This is a genomic window from Bradyrhizobium sp. S3.12.5 (assembly GCF_040548225.1).
GTDB classification, from domain to species: domain Bacteria; phylum Pseudomonadota; class Alphaproteobacteria; order Rhizobiales; family Xanthobacteraceae; genus Bradyrhizobium; species Bradyrhizobium cytisi.
This window is the reverse complement of sequence record NZ_JBEPRF010000015.1, coordinates 120,281-147,276: the sequence shown is the minus strand read 5'-3', so window position 1 is coordinate 147,276 and position 26,996 is coordinate 120,281. Positions and strand designations below refer to the sequence as shown.

General features: G+C 63.0%; 23 protein-coding genes. 17 read left to right on the top strand and 6 right to left on the bottom strand.

Annotated features, from left to right (window positions below; translation table 11 throughout):
- Positions 1 to 2 precede the first annotated feature (2 nt).
- From ABIC09_RS23165 to ABIC09_RS23150, 4 genes are read right to left on the bottom strand one after another with little or no spacing between them, the layout of a single operon-like run.
- Positions 3 to 701, bottom strand: coding sequence for a molybdate ABC transporter substrate-binding protein (locus ABIC09_RS23165; RefSeq protein WP_354110673.1), 699 nt, complete (start codon positions 699 to 701; stop codon positions 3 to 5).
- Entirely contained in the window at positions 698 to 2,830 is a 2,133-nt protein-coding gene (locus ABIC09_RS23160) for a xanthine dehydrogenase family protein molybdopterin-binding subunit (protein WP_354110672.1), read from the bottom strand. Before ABIC09_RS23160 ends, ABIC09_RS23165 begins: the two co-directional genes overlap by 4 nt.
- Positions 2,827 to 3,297, bottom strand: coding sequence for a (2Fe-2S)-binding protein (locus ABIC09_RS23155; RefSeq protein ID WP_354110671.1), 471 nt, complete (start codon positions 3,295 to 3,297; stop codon positions 2,827 to 2,829). Before ABIC09_RS23155 ends, ABIC09_RS23160 begins: the two co-directional genes overlap by 4 nt.
- Before the next feature lie 11 nt (positions 3,298 to 3,308).
- Positions 3,309 to 4,265 carry a tripartite tricarboxylate transporter substrate binding protein gene (locus tag ABIC09_RS23150; protein ID WP_354110713.1) on the bottom strand — a complete coding sequence of 319 codons (957 nt, stop codon included), beginning with the start codon at positions 4,263 to 4,265 and terminating at the stop codon, positions 3,309 to 3,311.
- Positions 4,266 to 4,517: 252 nt separating this feature from the next.
- Between ABIC09_RS23150 and ABIC09_RS23145 the strand changes: the two genes are divergently transcribed.
- Positions 4,518 to 6,608 (top strand): molybdopterin oxidoreductase family protein, encoded by a 2,091-nt coding sequence (locus ABIC09_RS23145; RefSeq protein ID WP_354110670.1) that lies wholly within the window; start codon positions 4,518 to 4,520, stop codon positions 6,606 to 6,608.
- 132 nt (positions 6,609 to 6,740) lie between these two features.
- Positions 6,741 to 7,523, top strand: coding sequence for an enoyl-CoA hydratase/isomerase family protein (locus ABIC09_RS23140; protein WP_354110669.1), 783 nt, complete (start codon positions 6,741 to 6,743; stop codon positions 7,521 to 7,523).
- Between the two features lie 48 nt (positions 7,524 to 7,571).
- On the opposite strand, the gene ABIC09_RS23135 is transcribed toward ABIC09_RS23140, so the two are convergent.
- A complete protein-coding gene (locus ABIC09_RS23135; RefSeq protein WP_354037479.1) occupies positions 7,572 to 8,864 on the bottom strand; it encodes a hypothetical protein in 1,293 nt (430 codons plus the stop codon).
- A gap of 1,366 nt (positions 8,865 to 10,230) precedes the next feature.
- Here ABIC09_RS23135 and ABIC09_RS23130 point away from each other — a divergent pair.
- From ABIC09_RS23130 to ABIC09_RS23100, 7 genes are all read left to right on the top strand, one after another.
- On the top strand, positions 10,231 to 11,178 hold the full coding sequence (locus tag ABIC09_RS23130) for an ArdC family protein (protein ID WP_354083181.1): 948 nt from the start codon (positions 10,231 to 10,233) through the stop codon (positions 11,176 to 11,178).
- 107 nt (positions 11,179 to 11,285) lie between these two features.
- Positions 11,286 to 13,403 carry a ParB/RepB/Spo0J family partition protein gene (locus ABIC09_RS23125; RefSeq protein ID WP_354110668.1) on the top strand — a complete coding sequence of 706 codons (2,118 nt, stop codon included), beginning with the start codon at positions 11,286 to 11,288 and terminating at the stop codon, positions 13,401 to 13,403.
- A gap of 185 nt (positions 13,404 to 13,588) precedes the next feature.
- Positions 13,589 to 17,911, top strand: a complete 4,323-nt coding sequence (locus ABIC09_RS23120; RefSeq protein WP_354110667.1) for a strawberry notch-like NTP hydrolase domain-containing protein — start codon at positions 13,589 to 13,591, stop codon at positions 17,909 to 17,911.
- Complete coding sequence (locus ABIC09_RS23115; protein ID WP_354110666.1) at positions 17,911 to 18,972, top strand: DUF7146 domain-containing protein; 1,062 nt, start codon at positions 17,911 to 17,913, stop codon at positions 18,970 to 18,972. The genes ABIC09_RS23120 and ABIC09_RS23115 overlap by 1 nt, the downstream gene beginning before the upstream one ends.
- Before the next feature lie 330 nt (positions 18,973 to 19,302).
- Positions 19,303 to 20,226, top strand: a complete 924-nt coding sequence (locus tag ABIC09_RS23110; RefSeq protein ID WP_354110712.1) for a DUF2493 domain-containing protein — start codon at positions 19,303 to 19,305, stop codon at positions 20,224 to 20,226.
- A 141-nt stretch (positions 20,227 to 20,367) separates the two neighbouring features.
- Positions 20,368 to 20,817, top strand: a complete 450-nt coding sequence (locus ABIC09_RS23105; RefSeq protein WP_354110665.1) for a hypothetical protein — start codon at positions 20,368 to 20,370, stop codon at positions 20,815 to 20,817.
- Between the two features lie 580 nt (positions 20,818 to 21,397).
- On the top strand, positions 21,398 to 21,718 hold the full coding sequence (locus tag ABIC09_RS23100; protein WP_354110664.1) for a DUF736 domain-containing protein: 321 nt from the start codon (positions 21,398 to 21,400) through the stop codon (positions 21,716 to 21,718).
- Between the two features lie 58 nt (positions 21,719 to 21,776).
- Here ABIC09_RS23100 and ABIC09_RS23095 read toward each other — a convergent pair whose 3' ends face one another.
- On the bottom strand, positions 21,777 to 22,004 hold the full coding sequence (locus tag ABIC09_RS23095) for a helix-turn-helix domain-containing protein (protein WP_354110663.1): 228 nt from the start codon (positions 22,002 to 22,004) through the stop codon (positions 21,777 to 21,779).
- Positions 22,005 to 22,213: 209 nt separating this feature from the next.
- Between ABIC09_RS23095 and ABIC09_RS23090 the strand changes: the two genes are divergently transcribed.
- From ABIC09_RS23090 to ABIC09_RS23055, 8 genes are all read left to right on the top strand, one after another.
- Positions 22,214 to 22,486 carry a DUF2285 domain-containing protein gene (locus ABIC09_RS23090; protein ID WP_354110711.1) on the top strand — a complete coding sequence of 91 codons (273 nt, stop codon included), beginning with the start codon at positions 22,214 to 22,216 and terminating at the stop codon, positions 22,484 to 22,486.
- A gap of 166 nt (positions 22,487 to 22,652) precedes the next feature.
- Positions 22,653 to 22,847, top strand: a complete 195-nt coding sequence (locus tag ABIC09_RS23085; protein WP_354110662.1) for a transcriptional regulator domain-containing protein — start codon at positions 22,653 to 22,655, stop codon at positions 22,845 to 22,847.
- Between the two features lie 67 nt (positions 22,848 to 22,914).
- Positions 22,915 to 23,424: a DUF2285 domain-containing protein gene (locus tag ABIC09_RS23080; protein ID WP_354110661.1), complete on the top strand. Its 510-nt coding sequence runs from the start codon at positions 22,915 to 22,917 to the stop codon at positions 23,422 to 23,424.
- Positions 23,425 to 23,556: 132 nt separating this feature from the next.
- Positions 23,557 to 23,838: a helix-turn-helix transcriptional regulator gene (locus ABIC09_RS23075; protein ID WP_354110660.1), complete on the top strand. Its 282-nt coding sequence runs from the start codon at positions 23,557 to 23,559 to the stop codon at positions 23,836 to 23,838.
- A 21-nt stretch (positions 23,839 to 23,859) separates the two neighbouring features.
- Positions 23,860 to 24,741, top strand: a complete 882-nt coding sequence (locus ABIC09_RS23070; RefSeq protein ID WP_354110659.1) for a replication initiator protein A — start codon at positions 23,860 to 23,862, stop codon at positions 24,739 to 24,741.
- 289 nt (positions 24,742 to 25,030) lie between these two features.
- On the top strand, positions 25,031 to 25,495 hold the full coding sequence (locus ABIC09_RS23065; RefSeq protein WP_354110658.1) for a DUF2840 domain-containing protein: 465 nt from the start codon (positions 25,031 to 25,033) through the stop codon (positions 25,493 to 25,495).
- On the top strand, positions 25,492 to 26,004 hold the full coding sequence (locus tag ABIC09_RS23060) for a S26 family signal peptidase (protein ID WP_354110657.1): 513 nt from the start codon (positions 25,492 to 25,494) through the stop codon (positions 26,002 to 26,004). Before ABIC09_RS23065 ends, ABIC09_RS23060 begins: the two co-directional genes overlap by 4 nt.
- A complete protein-coding gene (locus ABIC09_RS23055) occupies positions 26,001 to 26,894 on the top strand; it encodes a lytic transglycosylase domain-containing protein (RefSeq protein WP_354110656.1) in 894 nt (297 codons plus the stop codon). Before ABIC09_RS23060 ends, ABIC09_RS23055 begins: the two co-directional genes overlap by 4 nt.
- Positions 26,895 to 26,996: the final 102 nt, after the last annotated feature.

Here is a 26,996-nt window from a genome sequence, read left to right as displayed (position 1 = left end):
ATCTAGCCGGCAAAGCCCACGCGCCGGCGCAGGTCCCTGTGATCTGCGCCAGTCAGCAGTGCGATCAGCGCGGCGGCTTCGTTCGGATGCGCCGCTTGCGTGGTCACGCCGGCGGTATACATCGTCACCAGCTCGCAGCCCGGCGGCAGCGAACCCGATAGTGCGATGCCGTCGGTTGCGATGATCTCGGTCGCCTGCGTGCATCCGATCGGCCGCGTCGCGGTGGACGCCGCCAGCTCGCGCATCGCTGTTGCGCCGTTCGGAAAGATCTTCAGCCGCGACGTGACCTCATAGGCGATGCCGAGCTGATCCAGCACTTTTGCGACGTGCTGGCCCGCGGTCGAGGCCTTGGTGTCGGGAACGTAGATGGCGTCCGCGGAGCGCAGGACCTCGCGCAGATCGGCCTCCGTGTTCACGGTTACCCTGGGATCGCGGCTGCGGACCGCCAGCGCGGTCTCGACCCGGCCGACATCGGCTATCGAGGAGGCGACGACAAGCTTCTCCGCGGCAAGTTTTGCCAGCAGAGCCTGCGTCAGGATCACGAGATCCGCCGGCGTGGCCGCGCGCAGCTTGTCCGCCATCACACCGACCGCGCCGAATTCGCCGTCGATACCGAAGCCGGTCTGCGACTTGAAGGCCTCGTTAAGGCCGCGCACCAGGCCTTGCGCCGCGCCGCCGCTCAAAATGTTCACTGTGGTCACGATGCAAGCTCCATGGCTGCGATGATTTTGTCGCGTGTGATCGGCAGGTCGCGTATGCGCACGCCAAGGCAATCATGGACCGCATTCGCGATGGCCGCCGTCACAGGGCCGTGCGCGGCCTCGCCGGCCCCGACCGGCTCGATCTCCGGCCGCTGGATGATCTCCACATCGACCATTGGCACCTCGCTGAATGTCAGGATCGGATAGTCCGTCCACGAGGTCGATGTGATGCGCAACGGATCGAAGCGGACGCGCTCCTTCAGCACCCAGCTCGTCGCCTGGATCGCGCCGCCCTCGATCTGGTTGATGACGCCGTCCGGATTGATGGCTTCGCCGACATCGACCGCAAGCGTCAGCCGTCTCACGCGGATCTCGTCGGTGCCTTCGATCTCGGCGATCCCCGCGCAATAGGCGCCGGTGTTCTTGTAGCGGGCAAAGCCGACGCCGTAGCCGATGTCGGATCGCCGCTCGGGCTTCCAGGCCGCGCGTCGCGCCGCTGCGCGGATGACCTCGCGTGCCCTCTCGTCGCGGAGATGCCGCAGGCGAAACGCGATCGGGTCTTCGCCGCGCAAGGCGGCGATCTCGTCGAGCAGAGATTCGATCGCGAACACATTGCCCTGCGCGCCGAGGCTTCGCAGCGCCGAGGTGCGCACCGGCATGGTCAGGAGGCGATGGCTCGTGATCGTCCAGGCCGGGAAGTCGTAGAGCGGAACGGAATTGCGGTCTCCTCCGCCGCCATTGGCCGCGGGCGGATTCGTCGAGATCATGCGCGGAAAGGGATTGGCGATCTCGCTTGCCGCCAGCAGCGCTGGCTGCGCCGCACGCCCGGGCCGCGCCGCGTGACCGTTGCTCCAGATCGCGTGGCGCCAGCCAATGATCTCGTTATCCGCGTCGAGATCGGCCTCGATCTCGATGGCCATCGCGGCACCAAACGGCGCGTGTGACATCTCGTCATGGCGAGACCATTGCACCCGCACTGGTCGGCCGCTGGCGGTCTTGGCGAGCAGCACGGCATCGAGCGCGACATCGTCAGCCGCATTGTGCCCGTAGCAGCCAGCGCCCTCCATATGCTCAACGACGATGTTCTCAGTCGGCAGCTTGAGCACGATCGCGAGATCGGCGCGGAGCAGATAGACGCCCTGGCTGTGCGTCCAGACATGGACCCGGTTGCCATCCCATCGCGCCATCGCGCAGGACGGCGCGATCGAGCCATGCGCGATATAGGGCCGCGTGTATTGCCGGCGGAGCGTGCGTGTAGCTTGCTCTGTCGCGGCGGCTGCCCGGGTGTCGATGACCGTGGTCTCGACTGGCTGGCTTCTCAGGAAGCCAGCCAGATCGTCTTCGTCAGGAAGCGGCTCGCCGGCCGACCAGGTCGCATCCTTGCGTAGGGCCTTCAGCGCGACTTCCGCCGCGACCTCACTGTCGGCCACGACGCCTGCAAAACTGCCGTCGCGGACGATGCCGATGAGCCCGGAAACGCCGCGTACGGCCGCTTCATCGAGCGCGATCAGCCGCGCACCCGAGACGTCCGGCCGCAGCACGCGTCCATGCACCAGCCCCGGCAACGCGGAGTCATGGATGAACCGCGGCCGCGCGAACACTTTGTCGGGAATGTCGACGCGCTGGATCGCATGCCCGGCGACCGCGCGCTTGGCGGCAGTCTTCGCCGAAGCGCCTGCGGTCGCATCGCGATCCAGCGAGACGTCGCCAGCGAGCTCCCAGTAGCTGGTCCTGATATTGCCGGGACCTGAGATCGTGCCGTCCTCGACACCGAGCAGCGCCGCATCGACGCCAAGACGTTCGGATGCTGCCGCGAGGAAGCGCTGGCGCACCTCAGAGCAGACGTGGCGCAGTGCGCGGCCGGACTGCTGGATCGACAGGCTGCCGGAAGTGACACCCTCATTCGGGCTCGCAGCCGTCGAGGCGCGGATCATGTCGATGCGGCCGATCTCGACGTCGAGCTCGTCCGCCGCGATCTGCGCCAGCGCCGTGATGATACCCTGGCCGATCTCGACCTTGCCGGGCGAGATCGCCACGCGGCCTTCGCCGGTGAACTTCACCCACGACGACAGTCTTGGATTGGCTGCGAGGCTAATCGGCAGTTTCGGGGCAGGGGGCGGCACCGTCATGACGTCGCCATCTCCGATGCCGCCCGGAGCACGGCGCGGACCATGCGGTTGTGCGATCCACAGCGGCACAGATTGCGGTCGAGCGCCGCCCTGACCTCGGCTTCCGATGGCGATGGAATGCGCTTGAGCAGCGCTGCCGCGCTGATCAGGATCCCGGAGACGCAATAGCCGCATTGCATCGCCTGTTCGGCGATGAAGGCGCGTTGCAGCGGATGCGGTTGTTCGGCCGTGCCGAGGCCCTCCAGTGTGACGATTTGCCTGTCCGCCACCGACCACATCGGCATGTCGCAGGACGCCATCGCGCGGTTGTCGACCATCACGTAACAGGCGCCGCATTCACCGGCCCCGCAGCCGAAATGGGGACTGGTGGTGCCGAGCTGGCCACGCAGCACGTCGAGCAGCGTTTGATCGGGATCGGCATCCACCGCCACCGTCGCGCCGTTGAGCTGGAATCGAATAGTGGGCATGATCGGCGGCCTCAGGATTTGTCGAACTTCTTGACGATTTCGGCCCATTTCGCGATGTCGCCCTGGAGGAACTTGTCGAACTCCTCCGGCGTCATCGACATGGGCACGGCACCCTGCTCGGTCCAGAGTTTTACGATATCGGGCCGCTTCACCATCGCGTTCACGGCCGAATTGAGCTTGTCGATGACAAGTTTTGGCGTGCCCACTGGCGCCATCAGGCCGAGCCAGATCGTCGCCTCGTAGCCGGGAACGCCGGCCTCGCCGGCAGTCGGCACATTGGGCAGCACCGCGGACCGCTGCTGGCCGGTGGTCGCGAGGGCGCGGACCTGGTTTTCTCCGATGTTCGGCGCCATCGCCGGCACCGCGTCGATCATCATCTGCACCTGGCCGCCGATCACGCCGCTGCGCGCCTCGCCGCTGTTGCGGTAGGGGACGTGGACGATTTCGATGCCGGCCATCGCTTTGAACAGCTCGCCGGCCATGTGATAGGGCGTGCCCTGGCCGGAAGAGGCGTAGTTCAATTTGCCCGGCTGCGCCTTGGCGAGCGCGATGAACTCCTGCAGCGTCTTCGCCGGAACTTGCGGGTTCACCACGATCACGAGATCGGAATAGTTCACGGGCGCAATCGGTGCGAGGTCACGCATCAGATCGTATTTGCGCTGCTCCGGCGTCAGCAGCGATTCATTTGCGGTCTGGGTGTTGGACATCATCAGCAGGGTGTAGCCGTCGGCCGCCGACTTCGCCGCCTCGATCGTGCCGATGACGCCGCCCGCGCCGGTACGGTTCTCGACCACGAAGGGCTGGCCAAAGCGCTCCTGGAGCGCGTTGCTGATCAGCCGCGCCGCGACGTCGGCCGGCCCGCCGGCGCCGAAGGGCACGACGATGCGGACCCCGTGCGCGGGATAGCCTTGCGACAGGGACGGAGTTGCGGAGCATGCGGTGAGCAGGCCGGCGGCGAGCGCCAGCATCAATTGTCGAGCCGTCACGCCCACCTCCCTGAACTCGTTTTTGTTGGCCGGCACTGTAGCGACAGGGCGCGCGGGCTGTCGACGCCTCATAAAGTCGATTTCGGCCGGAATATCGGACCGTTTTCGGTGTGGCGGCGGGGCCTTTCGCGGTCGCGGGAGGAACAGGGCACGCGCATGGCTTGAGCATTTTGCATGGGCGTTGCCGGATAATTGCCCTCGGCTGCCCGATATTTTGGTGTTACGAAATTGGTCATGAACCAGCACGCCAAGATCGAGATCCGTCACTCCACTTGTCCGCACGATTGCCCGTCGGCCTGTGCGCTCGATATCGAGGTGGTCGAGGGTCGCAGCATCGGCCGCGTCCGCGGTTCAAAAAAGCAGACCTACACGGCCGGCGTCGTCTGCGCCAAGGTCGCACGCTACGCCGAGCGCATCCATCACCCGGAGCGGGTGATGTTTCCGATGCGCCGGACGGGTGCGAAAGGCTCCGGCCAGTTTGCGCGGATTTCCTGGGACGAGGCGCTCGACGAGATCGCCGATCGCTTCAACCGGGCAGAGCGCGAGTTCGGCGCGGAGTCGATCTGGCCGTATTACTACGCCGGCACGATGGGGCTGGTGATGCGCGACGGCCTCAACCGTCTCACGCATGTGAAAAAATATTCGCGCTTCTACCAGACCATCTGCGCCAATGTCGGGCGCATCGGCTTTGCGATCGGCACCGGCAAGATCGCGGGCGTCGATCCGCGCGAGATGGCGCTGTCCGATCTCGTGGTGATCTGGGGCACCAATCCGGTCAACACGCAGGTCAACGTGATGACGCACGCTGCGCGTGCGCGGAAGGAGCGCGGCGCCAAAATCGCTGCTGTCGACGTCTACAATAACGAGACCATGAAGCAGGCTGATATCAAGATCCTGCTGCGGCCCGGCACCGATGGCGCGTTCGCCTGCGGCGTGATGCATGTTCTCTTCCGCGACGGTTATGCCGATCGCGCCTACATGGACAAGTACACCGACTGCCCTGCCGAGCTCGAGGCGCATCTGAAGTCGCGCACGCCGGAATGGGCTTCCGCGATCTCTGGCGTGCCGGCGGCGGAGATCGAGGCCTTCGCCAAGGCTGTCGGCGAGACCAAACGGACCTTCTTCCGTCTCGGCTACGGCTTCACCCGTTCGCGCAACGGCGCGACGCAGATGCATGCGGCGAACTGCATTCCCGCGGTGACCGGCGCCTGGCAGTACGAGGGCGGCGGCGCCTTCTTCAACAATTACGCGCTGTGGCACTTCAACGAAGCCGTCATCGAAGGCCATGACGCGATCGACAAGGCCACCCGCGCGCTCGACCAGTCGCAGATCGGCCGCATCCTTACCGGCGATGCCGAGGCCCTGCTCGGCAAGGGCCCGGTCAAGGCGATGCTGATCCAGAACACCAATCCGATGACAGTGGCTCCGGAGCAGGCGCTGGTACGGCAGGGCTTTGCGCGCGAGGATCTGTTCGTCGCAGTGCACGAGCAGTTCATGACCGAGACGGCGCAAATGGCCGACATCGTGCTGCCGGCGACCATGTTCATGGAGCATGACGATCTCTATTACGGCGGCGGCCATCAGCATATCTCGGTCGGTCCCAAGCTGATCGACCCGCCCGGCGAATGCCGCTCCAACCACCAGGTGATGCAGGCGCTGGCGCCGCGGCTCGGCGCGAAGCATCGCGGCTTCGAGATGACGCCGCGCGAATTGATCGACACGACGCTGAAGCTCAGCGACCACGGCGACATCGCCGGCCTCGAAGCCGACATCTGGCGCGATCTGCAGCCGGACTTCCGTACCTCGCATTATCTCGATGGCTTTGCTCATCCCGACAAAAAATTCCATTTCAGGGCCGACTGGGCGCATCCGCCGTTCGGCCAGACCATGGGCGATTTCGACAAGATGCCGTCGCTGCCGGACCATTGGGCCGTGATCGAGCACACCGACCAGGCCCATCCGTTCCGGCTTGCAACCAGCCCGTCGCGCAGCTTCCTCAACACCACCTTCAACGAGACCCCGTCCTCGCAGGCGCGCGAGGGCAGGGCGAGCGTGATGATCCATCCGCTGGATGCGGCTGCGCTCGACATCGCCGACGGCGATGCGGTGACGCTCGGCAACCCCCGCGGCGAGACCACGCTGATTGCCGTGCTGTTCGAGGGCGTGCGGCGCGGCGTGCTGATTGCGGAATCCGTGCATCCGAACAAGAATCATATCGGTGGCCGCGGCATCAACATGCTGACCGGTGCGGACACGATTGCCCCGATCGGCGGCGCAGCGTTTCACGACAACAAGGTCTGGATCAGGAAAGCGGCCGCGGCCTGAGCTGCGCTCGCGCTTTGATCGCGTGCAGATTTGCGTCGAGGCGCTAAAGCGGCGCCGCATGGCAGTTTGCCCTTGCACCTCACGCCGAGGCTGCCGCAAATGGCTGCAAAACGGGAGCAAGGATATAGCGTCATGACCGACACCGCAGGCGTCATCACCGAGAAGCGCGGGCAGGCGTTCTGGATCACCATCAACCGGCCGGAAAAGCGCAACGCGCTGAACGGCGACGTCATTGCCGGCATCACACGTGGCTATCGCGACGCGCATGACGACAAGGACGTCCGCGTCATCGTGTTGACCGGTGCGGGCGACAAGGCGTTCTGCGCCGGCGCCGATTTGCAGAATTCCGGTGCGGCTTTCGCGATGGATCATTCCAGGCCGAACGTCGATTATGCCGATCTGCTGCGGCTGTCGCAGAACGCCACCAAACCCGCGATCGCGCGCGTCGGCGGCGTCTGCATGGCCGGAGGTATGGGGCTTCTTTGCATGACCGACATGGCGGTCGCGGCGGATCATGTCATCTTCGGCCTGCCGGAGGTGAAGGTCGGCGTGTTTCCGATGCAGGTGCTGAGCCTGTTGCAGGAGATCGCACCGCGACGCCTCGTCAACGAATGGGCGCTCACCGGCGAGCCGTTCGATGCGAAGGCCGCAAAGGATGCGGGCCTGCTCAACTACGTCGTGCCCACGGCCGAGCTTGATGCCAAGGTCGACTGGCTGATCGGCCGCATCGCCGACAAATCCCCGACCGCGATCCGCCGCGGCAAATACGCGATGCGCGCCATCGCCTCGATGTCGTTCGACGAGAGCATAGCCTACACCGAAAGCCAGATCGCACTGCTCGCGATGACCGAGGACGGCAAGGAGGGGCTGAAAGCATTCGGCGAGAAGAGGAAGCCGGTCTGGACGGGACGGTAGGCGTAAATGTTCGGGAGTTTGGAATATCAGAAAGCCAAGAAAAATACCTCAATTTGTTGGTGCCGCGAGCTGATCTTCTGAAGAAGCGGTTCTAGAGCGCTGGAGCCGGCGCTTTTGAGAGGCAGCGATTAGCTGCTTCTGTGTACGCTTTGCATACGTTGGCAATTGATGTCTGGAGCGATGACGGCCGGCGGTCCGTAACTCAGCGTCCGTGAGGTCGCTGTCAGCACCTTCCGTGAACCCGCCGTGGCGAAATGATGTAAATGAAAGCTCGTTTCGGAGTCCGGCTGTGACGATAATTTTCTTTACGACCGATCGGAGGTAGCGCAGATCTTTGCGGGGAGTAATCCATGGAAGTGCAATGCATGATCTTCGATGAGGATGGTCACGTCGAAAGGCCAATCCGGAAACGAATCTCTCTTTGATCGAATCGAGTTCCGCCATCAACTCGGGGAAAAGAGGCGCGCCCGTTTCGTCGAAGAGAGGCCACCAAGCTTCTTCTCCATTCTTCGGGTGTACAATCCTCACGCTGTCTGGTCGCTCCTCTGGCCGATAGTGTGCTATCTCGAAGGCTCCGAACACATGTTCCTCGCGCTGTAGCCACTCCCAGCTCAGCAAAGCGGCTGTGCCAATTGAGTAAAATCCAAGTTTCTTGGCAGCTAGTCTGAACGCGACAAGCTCGTCCCAGCTCGCCGTGGGCGTCTCTCGCACAGGTCGACCAGGAGCGCGGGACTTTAGTCCCATTCGCGAGAACGGGTTGATTGCCGGTACTTTTGTTTCTTGAGCGCGCTGGCCGACAAACCAGGCGCGCCTGCAAGCGGTCATCGCTGCATTCGCGAAGCGTCGACGTTCGCGCTTGACGGTGCGACCATCCGGCTCCTTGTGTTCCACGACGAGTAATTTCGCATAAACGGCGTCAACGAATCCTTTGTTGAAGGCAGAAAGCTGTTTTGAGCCCGCTCGACTGGCATCCTTCAGCTCATGATTGGCAAAAAGTGCCAAGCCTTGGTCGTAGAGGCGCTGCGTTTTATGGTCGATCTCGTTCCATTTCTGGTGTGTTTTGAAAACGAATATGAGCCAATCGAATGTGCCAGGTGCGGTCGAAACCGGAGCCATGTCGGTTAGACCTGCGGAACGCCAGCTGTCAAAGGCGGGTAACAGGACATTCGTGACTCGGTCTACCGCCGCCGCAAGATCCTCCCCCAGCGCTTCGGATTCGACGGTGCAGCCTTGTTTGCGAGCCCAAGTGGGTGGCTCAAAAAAATATGCCCAGCCACCACGCTTCAACGCCTTTTGCCGACAGTAACGCGGGAGTGTAGACGAGGTGTGGAGTGTTTTCATACAAGAGAAGCCAAATCCTGTCCGTCTGACCTGATTGAGTTCGCGGCCCTGTATGGTGCGGTCGAGTCATCGATGGTTGCCTTCGACCAAACTGGCTGTCGAGTGCGACCAGTTCCACGATAGCCCGTTGGCGGAGGAGCCTCGCCGCGGGCCACCGCGCGTGCAAGTTCACCGGTGTCGCGATAATCCAGGTACGCGGCGACCATGTCGGCCCGCATGACTGCTGGCCATGTGCCGATCGGCGGGTAACGAGCAGGAAGCGCAATGCGGGATGCCATTAACGTCAATCCGCGGCCGCAATAGGCCGTCGCTCCAAGTGTTCCATCTAGCTTGATGGTAGGGGTTTCAGTGGATATATCGCCCGTGGACACAACGCTTCAGGGTTCCCATTTTCGATATCCGTACCTCGTGGTCTCTGCGCGTCCCGTGCTTGGTTCACCAGCTCTCTGACGTTGAGGTCGGAACCCTGGAAGAGACAAGGGGTAGCAATGACTGGTATGGAAATCGGCTGGCGTGGAGAGCAATTGGGATGGTGTACGCGCGTGACCGGATCAGACGCGATGAACATTTGGAAGGCTTAGCTTGAGAGCTGCCTCGAAAAAGAAGCAGCCGAAATCTTACTTCAGATAGTTCGAGAATGTGGCCATCCTATTTCGGCAGGCTTGTGGTTGCCCGCTGATCGAGAGGCATGTGATTCCCGTTAGTTGCCAGCACTCGTTCCGACAATCTGCCGCTCAACCCTGCGCGGAGGCAAGCTTTGAAAGTTCAATTGTCGGAATGACAAACTTGTTTTGAATCGGACCAGAAGGGGAGCCTTGGGGCACGAATTGCTAGCCTGCGACCAGTTGCGGCAAATAGATTTGCGCGAGCGGAAACCAAGCGCCTCGACTGGTGAACTCTCCTTGCGCGCGTGCGGCTGTCGCCGCACCGGGCTCTCGTGGACCGAGCCGCTTTGCGTCTCGGCCATCCGGCTTCGATCCCTCGCGCAAGCGGATGCGGAGCTCCTCGCCGGGGGCACTCGGAAAAGGGGCTCGCCTACGGCGACCGCTATCACTGCCCCGTTCCCGGGTGCCGCTATTAAACCGGTCTCGTCGCTGCACTCGGACCCGCGTGCCCCTTCGGGTCGCTATGCTCACGCTCTCCGGGTGCCATTTCCGTTGGGCGATGCGCCCCTGGCGCACGCCTGGTCGGGCCTGCGGCCCTAGGTAGCTCAACGCAATTCCCGTGAACACCCGATGCAAGGCGGATTGCGTCGCAGATTTCGCATTCTCTCAGGTAGAGGCGAGAGTCAGAGTGTCGCGCGGATTTGCCGTGACGGGTTATGGGCTGCGAGAGAGGCTCGCGGCGCCCGTCGCGGAGATCCGCGATGTCCAGACAATATTCTCGGGCGCACACCGGTGAGGACCGGGCGAACCTTTATGACGAAATCACCAGCAAGATCATCGCCGAACTGGAGGCTGGCCGAGTGCCGTGGGTCCAGCCATGGGGCAGCGTGGCGGCGAAGGCGCCTTTGGCCATGCCGAAAAGCGCCGCGTCCGGCCGTCAGTATAGCGGCATCAATGTTCTGATTCTCTGGGGAGCAGCCACTGAGCGCGCATTCACTGGTCAGAGCTGGCTTACCTTCCGTCAGGCCCTGTCGCTCGGTGGGCACGTCCGCAAGGGTGAGCGCGGCACGACCGTCGTCTATGCCGACCGCTTTGTGCCAGTCGACGAAAAGCGCCGCGCGAGCGAGAACGGTGAGGAAGCGCAGGCCATTCCGTTCCTCAAGCGCTTCACTGTCTTTAACAGCGATCAATGCGACGGCCTGCCTCCCGAGATCGCAACAACGGCGCCGCCTCCGCCGCCCGGTCTGATCGAACCGCAGGTCGAATACCTGATCAAGGCGACCGGCATCGACTTCCGCATCCGCGGCAACCGCGCCTTCTATGCGCCGACGGAAGATTATGTGCAGGTGCCGCCACCGCAAGTCTATTTCGAGCCGATCAATTGGCATCGAACGGCCTTGCATGAATTGGCGCATGCCAGCGGCCACCCATCGCGTCTCAACCGCGACCTGTCGGGCAGCTATGGAACCAAGAAGTACGCCTTTGAGGAGTTGGTTGCGGAAATCGCCTCTGCGTTCGGTTGCGCCTCGCTCGGTATCGTCCCCACGGTGCGGCACGCCGACTATATCGGCTCGTGGCTTGAAGTCTTGCGCGAGGACAATCGTGCAATCATCCGGGCCGCTTCCCAGGCCAGCAAGGCCGCGGACTACCTGCTTGGCTTTCTCCCAGGAGCTGCTGCCGATATGCCGGAGGACCAGCAGGCGGCGTGAGGCTCTGCTCGGTGGCCGCAGGATGAGAGTGAGAGGGCGGGGTCGTTTTCCGCGACGGGTTGGAGGCCGAGAGAGAGGCTCTCGGCTGCCCGTCGTGGAGAATCGATATGACGAAGGCTGTCCAAAAGATCACGCTGTCCCCCTCACGAGACATTCCGTTCAACAAACTGGTCCTCAGCCAGTCCAACGTCCGGCATGTGAAGGCGGGCGTTTCCATCGAGCAACTCGCCGAAAGCATCGCGCAGCGTACGCTCCTGCAAAGTCTCAATGTGCGGGCGGTCGTGGACGCCGAAGGCAATGAGACCGGCATGTTCGAGGTGCCGGCCGGCGGTCGGCGTTATCGGGCGCTGGAACTTCTGGTGAAGCAGAAGCGTATGGCAAAGACGCAACTCGTTCCTTGTGTCGTGCGCGAGGGGGGCATCGCTGAAGACGACTCGCTTGCAGAAAATGACGAGCGAGTAGGGCTTCATCCGCTCGATCAGTTCCGAGCCTTCCAGACCTTGAGTGGCGCCGGTATGTCCGACGAGGATATCGCGGCCCGTCACTTCGTGACACCCGCCGTCGTGAAGCAACGACTTCGGCTGGCGTCCGTGTCGCCAAAGCTTCACGACGTCTATGCCGAAGACGGCATGACTCTCGAGCAGCTCATGGCCTTCTCTGTTACCGCCGACCACGCCAGGCAGGAGCAGGTCTGGCAGAGCGTCAGCCGATCCGGCTATGATGAGCCATATCAGATCCGGCGAATGCTGACCGAAAATACCGTGCGCGCGTCCGATCGCCGCGTTCAGTTCGTTGGACTGGATTCTTACGAGCAGGCTGGCGGCGGTGTTTTGCGGGATCTGTTCGAGCACGATGATGGCGGCTGGCTCCAGGACGTCGCCTTGCTCGACCGTCTCGCGACGGAAAAGCTCAAGGCCGAAGGCGAGACGATTGCAGCCGAAGGCTGGAAGTGGATTTCGGTGGCCGTCGCATTCCCCTACGGCCACACGGATGGCCTGCGCGAAATCGAGGGCAAACCTGTCGATGTTTCCCCGGAGGATCAGGCCACCATCGACGCCCTCAACGCGGAGCAAGCCAGGCTTGAATTCGACTACCAGGATGCCGACGAGTTGCCCGATGAGGTCGATCAGCGTCTCGGCGAAATCGAGGTGGCACTCGCTGCGTTCGAACACCGGCCGATGATTTACGATCCGGCCGAGATCGCCCGCGCTGGCGTCTTCGTCAGCATTGATTCCGAAGGGCGCCTCTCGGTCGATCGGGGTTACGTCAGGCCCGAGGATGATGCCCCGGCAGACGATCCTGAAGTCCGGCAGTCCGCCGACACACAATCGGTCGAGGGGAAGGCGGCTGGCCCTTCCGTCCAGCGCGCGGTCATCGCGATGGCTGGCGGCGCTGCTGATACGGAAGAAGATGATGTGGACGCGACCAAACCTCTGCCGGATCGGCTGATCACCGAGTTGACAGCGCATCGCACGCTGGCATTGCGGGATGCGCTGGCAGAAAATCCCGCCATTGCGTTCCAGGCGGTGCTGCACAATTTCGTGCTGACGGCCTTTTACCGGTTCGCATCGTCCGGAAGCTGCCTTGAGATCGGGCTTCGCACGCCGACTTTTCCGGCTCAAGCGCCTGGCTTGAGGGAAAGTGCGTCCGCGAAGGCCGTTGAGGCGCGGCATGAATCCTGGAAGGCACGGTTGCCGAATAGCGAGAACGATCTCTGGGATGCGCTCACGGCCCTCGACGGCGCCGCACAGGCATCCCTGTTCGCGCACTGTGCCTCATTTGCGGTCAACGCCGTCTTTGAGCCGGCCAACCGTTACAATCAGGGCCGTGTCTCCGCCCACGGCGTCCGCACCCGACTCGATCACGCCGACGTCCTGGCACGCGCCGTCGACCTCGACATGGTTCGAGCGGGCTGGAGGCCTTCCGTCGACAACTATCTCGGCCGCGTCACCAAGCCTCGCATCCTGGAGGCAGTGCGGGAAGCAAGAGGCGAATCTTCCGCGCAACTGATCGACCACCTGAAAAAGGCCGACATGGCCAAGGAGGCCGAGCGTCTTCTCGATGGTTCGGGCTGGTTGCCGGAGCCGCTGCGTCTCGTCGATCCCAATGCGGCGTCAGTGGAGCAGGAGAGTGAAGCGGTCCCGCTGCCCGAATTCCTCGGCGAGGACGAAGATCAGGAGAACGCGAGCGACGATGATCCGCAACAGCTCGATGCGGCTGAGTGACATCTAGAACGGGATGGCTGTGGCCGTCCAGCAATTGCTTGGGGACCGGTGTGCCGCGCCGGTCCCCATTTTTATGGGCGAGGACTGAGAGGGAGAGCCGGGCCGGCAAGGGTTTGAGCCGTCGGGTCTTAAGGAGAGCGCCGGATGGTTCGACCCGTTTCCTGCTCTCCGAAAGAAATCCTGCCATGACCGAATCTCTCGCCGGCGGCGCTGCCGCCGCGCCGCTCTCTATGCGCGCCACTGCAACTCTCATCTCCGCCGCCGTCAGAGCCGCGCGACAGCTCGTGATTGATCTCGAGCGCGGCCGTCGCATCAATGCCGCTGTGCTGCGTAGCGCCATGGAAGCTGCCTTCGGCGCTTCCGACGCCTCTGGCGCCTGGAACTGGAAGACCGCCTATGACGTCTGCGAGGCGGCGACCGTCCTGTTCCTTCGCAAGTTCGGCCCGGCTATTCGGACTAAGGCTGGCTCAACGGCAGCGATGCTGCCGATGCTCGCGAAAATCGCGAACTGTCTGCCGACCCACACGCGGCGCTCCGAGGACAGCCAGGCCCTTCAACAATTCTCGACGCCGATCCCGCTGGGGCTCGCCGCATGCGCCGCGGCCGGCATCACGCCGTCCGACCGGGTGCTGGAGCCCTCTGCGGGGACCGGCTTGCTCGCCATCTTTGCCGAGCTCGCCGGCGGCGCCTTGGTATTGAACGAGCTGGCCGAGACCCGTGCGGCGCTGCTCGACCAGCTTTTTCCCAACGTTAAGGTCACGCGGTTCGACGCCGCCCAGATCGATGATCACCTCGATGCCGGTGTCGTCCCGAGCGTCGTCTTGATGAACCCGCCGTTCTCGGCATTGGTGAATGTCGATCGACGTATGGCGGACGCGGCTTTTCGGCACGTCACTTCGGCCTTGGCTCGTCTTTGCGACGGTGGGCGTCTGGTCGCCATTACCGGCGCGAGCCTTGCGCCGGATAACCCGGCATGGCGAGATGCTTTCGTTCGCCTCCAGCAATGCGGGCGGGTGGTGTTTGCTGCCGCCATCGATGGCACGGTCTATGCGAAACACGGAACGCAGACCGACACACGACTGCTCGTAATCGACAAGCAGCCGGCCGCAGATCCGAAGGTCTTTCCCGCTTCACCGGGCATGGCAAGCGATGTCGCCACATTGCTCGACTGGGTGATCCAGCATGTGCCGCCGAGGCTGCCGGTCGCCACCCCTGTCGCGGTCGACGTCATCAGACGCCCCGCGACGTCTCGGCCGGCCGGCGGCTTGGCACCCAGCTCATCGTCCACTTCGGGAGACAGCGCGCCAGAGGGCGTCGAGCTCATCTACGAGACGGTGGAGTGGACACCTCCGGAAGGCGCTCGACTGACTGACGCACTTTATGAGGAATACGGATTGCAGGCGATCCGTATTCCGGATGCGCATGCGCATCCGACCAAACTCGTGCAGTCCACCGCGATGGCCTCGGTCGCGCCGCCGAAGCCGTCTTATCGGCCACATCTGCCAGCCAATGTCGTGGCGGATGGCATCCTGTCCGACGCGCAGCTTGAGAGCGTCATCTATGCCGGCGAGGCGCATTCCGAGTTTCTTGCGGGCTCCTGGACGGTGGATGCGACCTTTGATGTTGTGGCGGCCGCACGCGACGATGCGGAAAATGACGTGCGTTTTCGCCGCGGCTGGTTTTTGGGCGACGGCACCGGTGCAGGCAAGGGACGGCAGGTCGCCGGCATCCTTGTCGACAATTGGCTCAAGGGCCGCCGCCGCGCGGTCTGGATCAGCAAGTCCGACAAGCTGATCGAAGACGCGCAGCGCGATTGGTCCGCGCTCGGCATGGAGCGGCTGCTCGTGACGCCGCTATCACGTTTCCGGCAGGGCACAGCGATCCGGCTTGCGGAAGGCGTCCTTTTCACCACCTACGCTACGCTGCGCACCGACGAGCGTGGCGAGAAGCTTTCGCGCGTGCGGCAGATCGTCGAATGGTTGGGCTCCGATTTCGACGGAGTGATCGTCTTCGACGAGAGCCACGCGATGCAGAACGCGGCAGGCCAGAAGGGCGAGCGGGGCGACCAGGCGGCCTCCCAGCAGGGGCGCGCGGGGCTCAGACTCCAGCACGCGTTGCCGAATGCCCGCGTCGTCTATGTCTCCGCGACCGGTGCCACGACGGTCCACAATCTCGCCTACGCCCAGCGGCTGGGCTTATGGGGCGGCGACGACTTCCCGTTCGCTACCCGTGCCGAGTTCGTCGAGGCGATCGAGGAGGGCGGCGTCGCGGCCATGGAGGTGCTCGCGCGCGACCTCAAGGCGCTCGGTCTCTACGCGGCGAGGTCTCTCTCTTATGAGGGCGTCGCGTACGAACTCATCGAGCACCAGCTCACGCCGGAGCAGGTTCGCATCTACGACGCCTACGCCGGCGCGTTCAGCGTCATCCATAACAATCTCGATGCCGCGATGCGGGCCGCCAACATCACCGGCGAGACCGGCACGCTGAACGGCCAGGCCAAATCGGCCGCGCGATCTGCTTTCGAGAGCGCCAAGCAGCGCTTTTTTGGCCACCTCCTGACCTCGATGAAGACGCCATCGCTGATACGCTCGATCGAGCATGATCTCGACGCCGGCCATGCCGCCGTCATCCAGATCGTCTCGACGGGCGAAGCGCTGATGGAGCGCCGTCTCGCCGAGATCCCCACCGAGGACTGGGGCGACGTCCAGGTCGACATCACCCCGCGCGAGTATGTGCTCGACTATCTCGCCCATTCCTTTCCGGTCCAGCTCTACGAGCCCTTCACGGACTCGGAGGGCAATCTCTGCTCCCGGCCTGTTTATCGCGATGGGCAGCCGGTCGAGAGCCGGGAGGCCGTCACTCGCCGCGACCGCTTGATCGAGAAACTCGCCTCGCTGCCGCCGGTGCCTGGGGCTCTCGATCAGGTCATCCAGCGCTTCGGCACTGACATGGTCGCCGAAGTGACTGGCCGCTCGCGTCGCATCGTTCGCAAGCGTGACCGGCTGGTCGTCGAAAACCGGGCAGCTTCGGCCAATCTCGCTGAGACGTCCGCCTTCATGGACGACGTCAAGCGCATCCTCGTGTTCTCCGACGCGGGCGGCACGGGGAGGAGCTACCATGCCGAGCTGTCGGCGCGAAATCGCCGCCTGCGGGTCCACTATTTGCTCGAGTCCGGCTGGAAGGCGGACGCTGCGATCCAGGGGCTCGGCCGCACCAACCGGACCAACCAGGCACAGCCGCCGCTGTTTCGTCCCATCGCGACCGACGTCAAGGCAGAAAAGCGCTTTCTCAGCACCATTGCGCGCCGGCTCGACACGTTGGGCGCGATTACGCGCGGCCAGCGCCAGACCGGAGGGCAGGGCCTGTTCCGGCCCGAGGACAATCTCGAAAGCCAGTACGGCCGCGATGCGTTGCGACAACTCTACACTCTCCTGGCCCGCGGCAAGGTCGAGGGCTGCTCGCTCGAGAGGTTCGAGGATGCGACCGGCCTGAAGCTGACGGACGCCAACGGGCTCAGGGATGAGCTGCCGCCGATCACGACCTTTCTGAACAGGTTGTTGGCGCTCACGATCGATCTTCAGAACATCCTGTTCACCGTCTTCGAGCAGCTCCTGACCGCCCGGATCGAGGGCGCGGTCGCATCGGGCACCTATGACATCGGGCTGGAAACGCTCCGCGCCGAGAGCTTTGTCGTCACCGACCGGCGGACTATTTACGTTCATCCCGGCACCGGTGCCGAAACCCGGCTTCTCACGATCACCCAGCGCCTGCGCAATCATCCTGTGAGCCTGGATGATGCTCTCGATCGTCTTTCCGATCGTCGCGCAATCCTGTTGATCAATGAGCGCTCGGGACGAGCCGCGGTGCAGGTCTCAGCTCCGAGCTTCATGCTTGACGACGGCGAGATCGAGCAGCGCGTCCGCCTGATCCGTCCCATCGAACAGCATAGCGTTCCCTTAAAGATGATGGCGGAAAGTCATTGGGTCGAGGCGGACCGTAAAAGCTTCGCCGCGGCCTGGATGGCGGAACTTGCCGAGATCCCAGCGTTCACGGAAAGCACGATCCACGTTGTGGCCGGCTTGCTGCTGCCGATCTGGAAACGTCTGCCGAACGAGTCGACCCGGGTCTATCGGCTTCAAACCAATGCGGGCGAGCGCATCATCGGCCGCAAGGTCTCGGCCACCTGGGTCGCGAACGTCCTTGCGGCAGACGCTCCGGCATTGACGCCGGACGCTGCCTTTGCCGCGCTCATGGAGGGGCGGACTGTCCTCGAGCTTGCGGAGGGGCTCCAGCTTCGCCGTGCCCGGGTGATGGGCGCATACCGAATCGAATTGTCCGGCTTCACCGACACGATGCGCGATCGCTTGCGGGCCTACGGCCTGTTTGGGGAGATCATTTCCTGGAAGCTGCGGATGTTCGTGCCCACGGACGCGAGCGGTGTCGAGATCCTGTCGAAGGTGCTCGACACCTACCCGGTTGCGCGCATCGGTGAGCGGGAGGCTGCGTGATGTCCCGCGATGCTTCCGAACTGGCAGGCCGCCTCGCGCGCGAGGCGGAGGCGGTGTGCCGACACTATCTCTCCAAGGGCAAGCGGGCGGGGCGGTACTGGGTGGTCGGCGACGTGCACAATACCCCGGGCCGCTCACTGTTTGTGCGGCTCCAGGACTCGCCGAAGGGGCCGGCGGGTAAGTGGACCGATGCTGCAACCGGCGAACATGGTGATCTCCTCGACATCATCCGCGAAAGTCTGGGTTTGCGAGACTTTCGTGAGGTTGCCAAGGAGGCGAGGCGCTTTCTCAAGCTTCCTCGTTCTGAGCTGCAACCTGCACCGAGACCTGTTCCCTCAGTCGCACCGCCTGGATCGCGGCAAGCCGCTCGTCGGCTCTTTGCGATATCCAGCCCGATCGAGGGGACCATAGCCGAGGCATATTTGCAGCGCCGCGGTATAACCCGCATCCACCATGGTGGCTGTCTGCGCTTCCACCCACGGTGCTACTATCGGCCGGACGACGATTTGCCGACCGAAACCTGGCCGGCGATGATCGCCCGCGTCACGGATATCGATAGTCGGATCACCGGCGTGCACCGGACTTGGCTCGACCCGGACGGCTTTGATCGTGTTCGGCTCGGCAAAGCCCCGATCGATACCCCACGACGCGCCATGGGTGACCTGCTCGGCAATGCCGTTCGGTTCGGCGTGGTGGATGACGTGCTCGTTGCCGGCGAGGGTATCGAGACCATGCTATCGTTGCGCTGCGTGCTGCCGAGCATGCCGATGGCGGCTGCGCTTTCGGCGAATCACCTTTCGGCCATGTTGCTGCCCTCGAGCCTGCGACGGCTCTATATCGCCCGCGACTCCGATGCCGCAGGCGATGCGGTGCAGGCTATTCTCAGCCAGCGCGCAGAAGACGCCGGTATTGAAGCGGTCCCGCTATCGCCGCGGCTGGGCGACTTCAACGAAGATCTGCATGTCTTCGGTCTCGTTGCCCTCCAAGCAGCCCTGCGGTTTCAGCTTGCGCCAGAGGACGTCGTTCGCTTCCTGCATTCGTCGAGGGTGGCCGCGGAATAGCTCCCCGTGTTCGATCAATGTTGATAGGCCAGTCATAGGCGAGGCCAATACCGGAAGGGGACGCGACCTCGGCCTTCTAGAGGGCGATCGGACAGCAAGCGGCCCGGGCCGGCAATGGCTGCGTTCGGCTATTTTCCGCCGCGCGCCCGCGATGTGAAGACACATCATGCGGTTAGCCGCGCGCTTTGCATCGCGAAGCAAAATAGCCGGCCTCCGCCATCCTCCGCTGCCGCTTCGGCCCTTTCGGGTGCTGGCCCGTTCCGCCCGCCGTCAGAGGATCGCCACGAAGGCCGCGATGGTCGCGGCCGATCCGGCAAAGGGCCTCTTCCCATGACCGACCATAACGACATCGAACCGCCGCACGCTTCTTCTTCAACCGACCACCTCCTCACCGAATTACAACTCTTCGGCTACCGTCCCTTCGACGACCAGCCCGATCCAAGACCGCTCCCCGAGGGCAAGATGATCGCCGGCGCTGTGGCCGACATCTTCGACGCCCTGGTTGCGACCCTGAACGACACGCGGCTTGAGCCGGACCTTGACGATCTGCTCTGGTCGACCGTCAACCTGTTTCATCGAGCCGTCGATCGCATCGAACGCCACCTCGACGACAACGAGCAGGCGCAGCACAAGAGCCAACGCGAGCAGAACGGCTCGGAAGTGCGATCGGTTGAACTCGAGCGCCTGACGGCCGAAGGCATCTCGCTGATCGAGCGTCGCAATTGCCTGGAGCTATTTCGGGACCAGGGCATTGAGCAGTTTGAGGTCCACACCCGCTCGGCTTGGCGTCCTCGGTCGGGATCATTGGTCAATCACCGCACCCTGACCGCAGCAATGATCGACTCCCGCGACTTCATCGCCGCCAAGCGTCGTTCCGAGACTGAGGTCATGTTGCCACCAGGACCGAAAATCGCACTCACTGGTGGGCTCGATTTCAACGACCATCATCTGATCTGGGATCGGCTCGACAAGGTTCATGCCAAGCATCCCGACATGGTCCTCCTCCATGGCGGCTCCCCGAAAGGCGCTGAACTGATCGCTGCGAAATGGGCGACCAATCGCAAGGTGCCACAGATCGCCTTCAAGCCCGACTGGACGAAGCATGCCAAGGCAGCGCCGTTCAAGCGCAACGATGCCATGCTCGAACTCCTGCCGATCGGCGTCATGCATTTCCCGGGCACGGGAATTCAAGACAATCTCGCCGACAAGGCGAAGCGGCTCGGCATCCCCGTCTGGAAGTTCGGCGGCGCATGAGCGCCGTCGTTCTTGACATCGAGATAACCAAGGCGGAGTTGCACGCCGCAACTCCGCCTCGTTTCGATTTTACCTCCGAATCCGCGCCGTGGTGGTGGTGGAAGGCGCGACCGGTACATCTATGCACATGGAGCCACCACCATGCTCGCGCTTGGGCTTGTTCTCAATACACTCGGCATCGGTTTGTTCTGCTGGCTGATTTTCTTGCTGGCGGTGTATGCCTTGCCGTTTTTCGTCGCACTGAGTATCGGGATGATGGCATTGCAGAGCGATGCTGGCGTAGCAGGCGCGCTGCTTATGGGAACGGCCGGTGGTGCGCTGACGGTTGCCGCTGGTCAGGTCGCCGTCGCCCTTAATCGGTCCTTGGCGTTGCGCGTCGCGATCGCAACCGTATTCGCGGTCCCTGCGGCACTCGCCGGCTATCATGTGGTGTTTGCTCTATCGCAGATCGGGGTGCCTTCACTGGCTTGGCGCGAGGCCTTCGCTTGCCTAGGTGCGGTCTGCATCGGCGGCACGGCATGGACGCGCTTGACCGTGTTGGCGGAGCGCCGCCCCTTGGAGCCGGGCGGGGTGGTGGAGAATACGCCTTGATCAGTTCTTACGGCCCCACGCATGAGCGATGAAGCTTCGGCGCCTCATCCGTCGCGCAAGTCCGCATAGGGCGTCACGTTGAACGAGCGATCGTCGAGCTTGAGCGAGAGGTAACCGCACTTCTCCTCGGAGCGCTTCGAGCAAGCCTACCAACCACTGCCTGGCCCACATAGCTGCGGTAGAGCGGCGCGCTCGATCATTCCTTCCGGGACGATACCGCCCTTTGCGGCAGATCGTTTCTCTTTCTGCGCCGAACCGTACCAACCCCTTGTTCAGCAGAACCGACATTCGCCAGTCTTCTCCTCAAGATTGCGGTTCAGCACGCAGACCACGTGGCCTCTTTGATGGCTTGATCTGGCCGAAGACCGGCTGCGCCTCGATCGTCTGAGCCGCAACGCCGTTGCTGCGACTTTCTTCCCCTGGGCTTTCGCCCATTCCTCGCGAGGCAAGAAAGTCGCCGCAACGGCATCCTCCGCTGCGCTCCGGCCCGCGAGCGGGTGCGTCGCCGATCGTCTTCGGCCTGCAGATCGCCATCGAGGCCGCGGTGGTCGCGGGCTCGAAACACAACAGGAGAAGTGACATGGCTAATATCGGTTCTTTCAAGAAGGTCGGCAACGAGTTCCAGGGCGAAATCGTCACCCTGAGCCTGCAGGCCAAGGGCGTTCGTATCGTCACCGAGACCAGCCGTTCCAACGAGAACGCTCCCAGCCACCGGATCTACGTGCGCCGCGCCGAGATCGGCGCAGCCTGGTCAAAGCGCTCCGAAGAAGGCCGCGATTACCTCTCTCTCAAGCTCGATGATCCCTCGTTCAACGCGCCGATCTATGCGAACCTGTTCGAGGACGAGGGCGGCGAGGGCTACACGCTCCTCTGGTCGCGGCCGCGCAAAAACGGCGAGTAAGAGCGCCCCACCAAGCCCCGTCCGGTCCGCCGGGCGGGGCGCGCTGACCTGAGCCGGCTTACGATTTGCTAAGCCGCGCAACCTTTTTGAGCAGGTCTCCCGGTTCGACCCCCAAAGCTTCAGCAATTTGCCCGAGCACGGTGACGCTTGCCGATACATCGCCGCGCTCGATGGCGCCGACGTAACGGGCGCTTAAACTCGCGCGCTCGGCCAGCTCCTCCTGCGTCATTTGTAGATCGTGGCGTTTCCGACGCAGGTTCACAGCCATGATCTCCTTGAGATCCATGGCGATATGGGAACTGAGCCGGAACGATCGTTCTAGGAACGATCGTTCCTATTCGTGTCAAATCATGCTATCGACTGTCGCGACGCTATGAGCGCGGCCGCCCTTGGCCGCCGATCTACTGAATGAACATCCAGGATTCCAACGGGCAACGGAGGTCTGGATTGCGACCAAACCATGGCGTAGTTTCTGGGAGTTCTAAAGCGGGTATGATGCAGAAACCCTCCCTCGATCCAGACGTGGCGGACTGTGCGCCGAATGAGCCAGCGCTTACTGCGTATGACGAACAGCATGTCGTCACGTACATTCGCCTTCTGCAGGCTGAGGGCGAGGGGGCGGACTGGCGGGAAGTCGCTCGAGTGGTTTTGCACATGGACCCGGGGCGAGAACCGGACCGCGCGCAGACCGCATATCAGAGTCATCTTGCGCGCGCGAAATGGGTGACCGAGCAGGGACGCCTCTTACGCGGCGCTGGCTCAAAATAGAAGAAAATGGCCGACTAGAGACTTGCAGCCGAAACGATTTTCTCTCGCCAACCGGTGGTCATTCTCGTGCACCACGTGGTGCCAAACGAGGGGCTTCCCACAACCCCATCGTTCATAATTATTGCGCCGCAATCATTGTTAGTTACGTGCAATGGGGACGGAAGCAATGCCCGAATTCGACTGGCGGTCGCCGGATTCCTACAAGAGCCTACAAGACGCCGAAATCACCGACATCGCCTGGGAATGTCTTCGCCGCAACGCGGACTATCGACGTGCCTACGAAGCGATGATCGTCGACAGTCCAGACGGCGAGGTGACGGAGCAATTCAGGAGGAGGTGGGGTATCTGCTTTCGCCCATGACCCGCAGAGGTCCTTCGACGAGCAGACGATCTTTTGGGCGCCTGAGGTTCTAGCGACGGTCGTTCCGGTGACGGTTGCCTCGGCCGCCGTTCGCAGTTCGGCGTCTCAGCCACTGCTCGACCTTACAGCGGGGCAGGTGCGCCGCGCCGCCGATGGCTGGCACGCTGTGCTGCACATCGGTGCGGTGGATCACCGTGTCTGGTCCAAAGAACCGCCCTTGCTCGGCGCATCATACGCAGCCAAATTGCCGTTTAACGGCGATTTGGAAGCTCGCGCGTATGCAGCCCGACGGATGTGGCGCGCGATGAATGGGCGCGCGCCAGGTCCTGCATTTCACAAACTATCTAAACAGCGGCGCGAACGTCTGAGCGCCGCGATCCGTGCGCTCGATGCTCGCCGCGCCGGCGGTAGCTATCGCACTATCGCCGAAGCGCTGTTCGGCAAGAACCGCATCCCTGATCGCGCCTGGAAGACGCACGATTTGCGCAATCGAACGGTCCGCCTGGTGAAAGGCGGCCTCGCGTTGGTACGCGGAGGTTACCGCAAACTTCTGCGGCCCGGCCGCAGGGACGAATAGCCCTCGGCCGAGGGGTATCGAAAATCATACCCTCAACATTCGGCATCCCTCTCCGAGATCGCGCTTCTCCATGATGACCGCACACACCCCGACGCCGCCATGCGCGGTGCGCTGTCCTCTTGGAGTTCTCAAATGCCCGATTCGACGGCCGGTCTACCTCCGCGCTTCCTGCGAACACCGGAGGCTGCGCGTTACCTTGGCCTCTCCGGTCGCACGCTCGAGAAGCACCGCACGTACGGTACCGGACCGACCTATCGGAAGATTGGCGGACGTGTCGTCTACGCCGTGGATGATCTGAAAGCCTGGGCTGACCTTGGCGCCAAAACGTCGACGTCTGACCCCGGGAAGGGGACCGTGCTGCCGGCCAAGAAGCAGCCGGTGCTGCGCCCATATGCGGGCCAGGAACGTCGCTGATCGCGCGTGAAAGCGGTGACCATGCGGCGCAAACAACATTCCGAGCGCGACCAGCTGGAGCTCTTTCGGGCGCTACCCGGCGATCTTGCGCCCCGCGACGCCCAGGATCTAATGGCCTATCCGTTCTTCTCGCTCGCAAAAACAAAGCGTATTGCGCCAATCGATTTCCGCGCCGGTGCGATCGCAATTCGTGTCGAAGCCGTGCCGGAACACGGCATCGCCACCATCTGGGATGCCGACGTTCTCATCTGGGCCGCGTCGCAGATCGTCGAAGCCCGTGACGCCGGCTTGAAGACCTCGCGCCTGATCGCTGCAACGCCTTATGAGATCCTGACGTTTGTCGGCCGCGGCACCAGCGCGCGAGATTATGATCGCCTCAAGGCCGGTCTCGACAGACTTCAGTCAACGACCGTGCTGACCTCGATCCGTCAGCCGGCAGAGCGCCGGCGGCATCGCTTCTCCTGGATCAACGAGTGGAAGGAGACGGCCGATGCAAATGGTCGTCCATTTTGGCTCGAGCTGATCCTGCCGGATTGGTTCTATGCCGGCGTCATCGAGGACGCGCTCGTGCTGACGATCGACCGCGCCTATTTCGATCTGACGGGCGGACTTGAGCGGTGGCTCTATCGGCTCGTGCGCAAGCATGGTGGCCGCCAGGACAGCGGCTGGGGCTTTGATCTTGTGCACCTCCATGCCAAGTCCGGCATCCTCTCCCCGCTCAAGCATTTTGCCTACGACATCCACCAGATCGTCCAGCGCCAGACATTGCCCGGCTATCAGCTCGCGCTCACGCGCGATCCGAACGGCGCCGAGCGACTGAACTTCGCGCCTACCCCCGTCCCTCCCTTAACGGCACGCCTGCGCCGGCGCGGTCTCATTCCGAATTCGGAGGACATCCTGTGAATCAGCTCGTGCTATCAGGGACCGCAACCCTCGTGCTATCGGGGACCCAATTCTCGTGCTATCTGGGGCCGGAATCGAGCTTAAGTGCTTGTTTCCCTGCGCTTTCCGTTCGCTCTAACTTTACTAACCAGAAATCCTTCGGATTTCTCCTAACGCACCGGGCCGAAAACCTCGTTGGAGGTGATCGGCAGCCGCAGGCCGCCAGTCCTGTTTGGCTCTGCAAGCCGCACACGCTCTTCGCCGAACTCCATGCTCACGGCTGCCAACTTCAGCGTCAGGGAGCCGCGGCATGAGCGATCTCACGGAAGTGGAAGTGTTGTGGCTCGAGAAGCGTATTGAAAACCGCATTCGGTTCGGTCGCATCGTCAAGGAACAGAAGCTTGATCCTCACCGGCGTGTTCTGTCATTTGCACCCGGCAGCATCTTTGCCTTCGTCCGTTGGACCTCCAACGATTTCGGCACGATCATTTCGCGTGTCGACATCTTGCGCGCGGTCGCACCGGGACAGCGCTGCTCGACCGTGCCGTATGTGAAGCCCGGCGGAGAGATTTTGCTACGTCTCTCTGGCTGGCCGAAGGTCGAGCGTGTGTTGCAAAAAATTGACGCCGTCGAGGCACTCGGCATCGATCCAGCTGATGTCGCGCCTGATCATTGGCATCACGTTCATAACCGCCTGTCCGTCAACGAAAATCCGCGCCCGTATACGAAAGCGCGCCATCAGGCCTGGCTTCATCGCCAAAAGGTGATGCGATGACGGGCCGCCCAATGATGCTGGCCGTGACGATTGGGGTCGCTGCTGCGCTCATCGCGACGATCGTCCTGGAGCCGCTTCCGCTTTACGTCTGGAACGCATCCGCGAGCGTGCCGATCGGTCTCTACCGCCTCCGACCGGCGGACCAATTCCAAGTCACTGAATTGGTCGCCGTGCAGCCGCCGGAGCCGCTCGCGACTTTCCTCGACCTTAACGGCTACTTGCCCATTGGCGTCCCCATGCTGAAGCGCGTGCTCGCCCTCTCGGGGCAGAGTGTTTGCAGAACCGGCCTCACGATTTCCGTCGACGAAATTGCAGTCGGCGAGGCGCGCGATCGCGATGGACGCGGCCGGCCACTGCCGAAATGGCAGGGTTGTCGCGTCGTTGGCGACGGCGAGCTTTTCCTCATGAACTGGCAGTCGGACGACTCCCTTGACGGCCGATATTTTGGATTTCTTCCGGCATCGGCCGTGATCGGCCGTGCTATCCCCCTGTGGACGGAGGAGGAGTGATCGTGCGCTTTTCACGTCTCCACCTCGTCGTTCCTCTGTTCGATCTATTGCGGGACCATTCCTCCGTGCCGCGCAATATCTGCAAGGTCGGCGTGCACAGCGGCACTCCAGAGCGGCCGTACAGCCGGCGCGAAGCAACTTTACCTTGGACGGGCGCGAGCACGGTGGCACGCTCGCATTGGTTCGAGAGGAGTCTCCGCACTGTCATTCCGTTGCTCGTTGCGCTGATCGCGACTAACTCGGCTGCTGTTGCCGAGACGCGACCCGGAGTGGCTCCGGCGAGGTATCGAACTAACGATCCAGTGGCGGATTTCTTTGAGGAAGCCTCGCATCGCTTCGGGATCCCGGTGCGCTGGGTACTGGCCGTGATAGATGTCGAAAGCGCCGGAGACATGCGCGCGACGTCACGGAAAGGCGCCATGGGGCTGATGCAGATCATGCCCGAGACGTGGGCAGAGTTACGTCTGCGGTACGGCCTCGGCAATAATCCTTACAATCCCCGCGATAACATTCTTGCGGGCACCGCGTACCTTCGGGAACTCCACGACCGGTACGGCTCTCCGGGCTTCCTTGCAGCCTACAACGCTGGACCTGGTCGCTACGAAGAACATCTCGCCGGCCGCCCGTTGCCGGCTGAGACCCAGGCCTATTTGCAGAAACTTGTCATCGGTAGCGACATCGCAGCTTCTGGTGCGGTCGCCAGTCTGCGGCCGCCATCGGCGGCGCTCTTTGTCGTGCGATCTGAAAGTACGAACACCGCTGACCCGCTGCGGCCTGGGCGGTCGTCAAATCGGGCGCCGACGGCGGCCTCCGTTCACGACATCTCGGCTATCGTGCCACAGGCAACAGGGTTGTTCGTCGCTCGACCTGATGCAGGAGGCTCGCGATGATCGAATGCGCAAGCTGGCATGCAGTGGCGTACGTTGGAGAGGAATGGGCGGAAAGGCGAGCGCAGTGGGCAGGCATGACGGCAGGATGGCAGGATGGTAAGC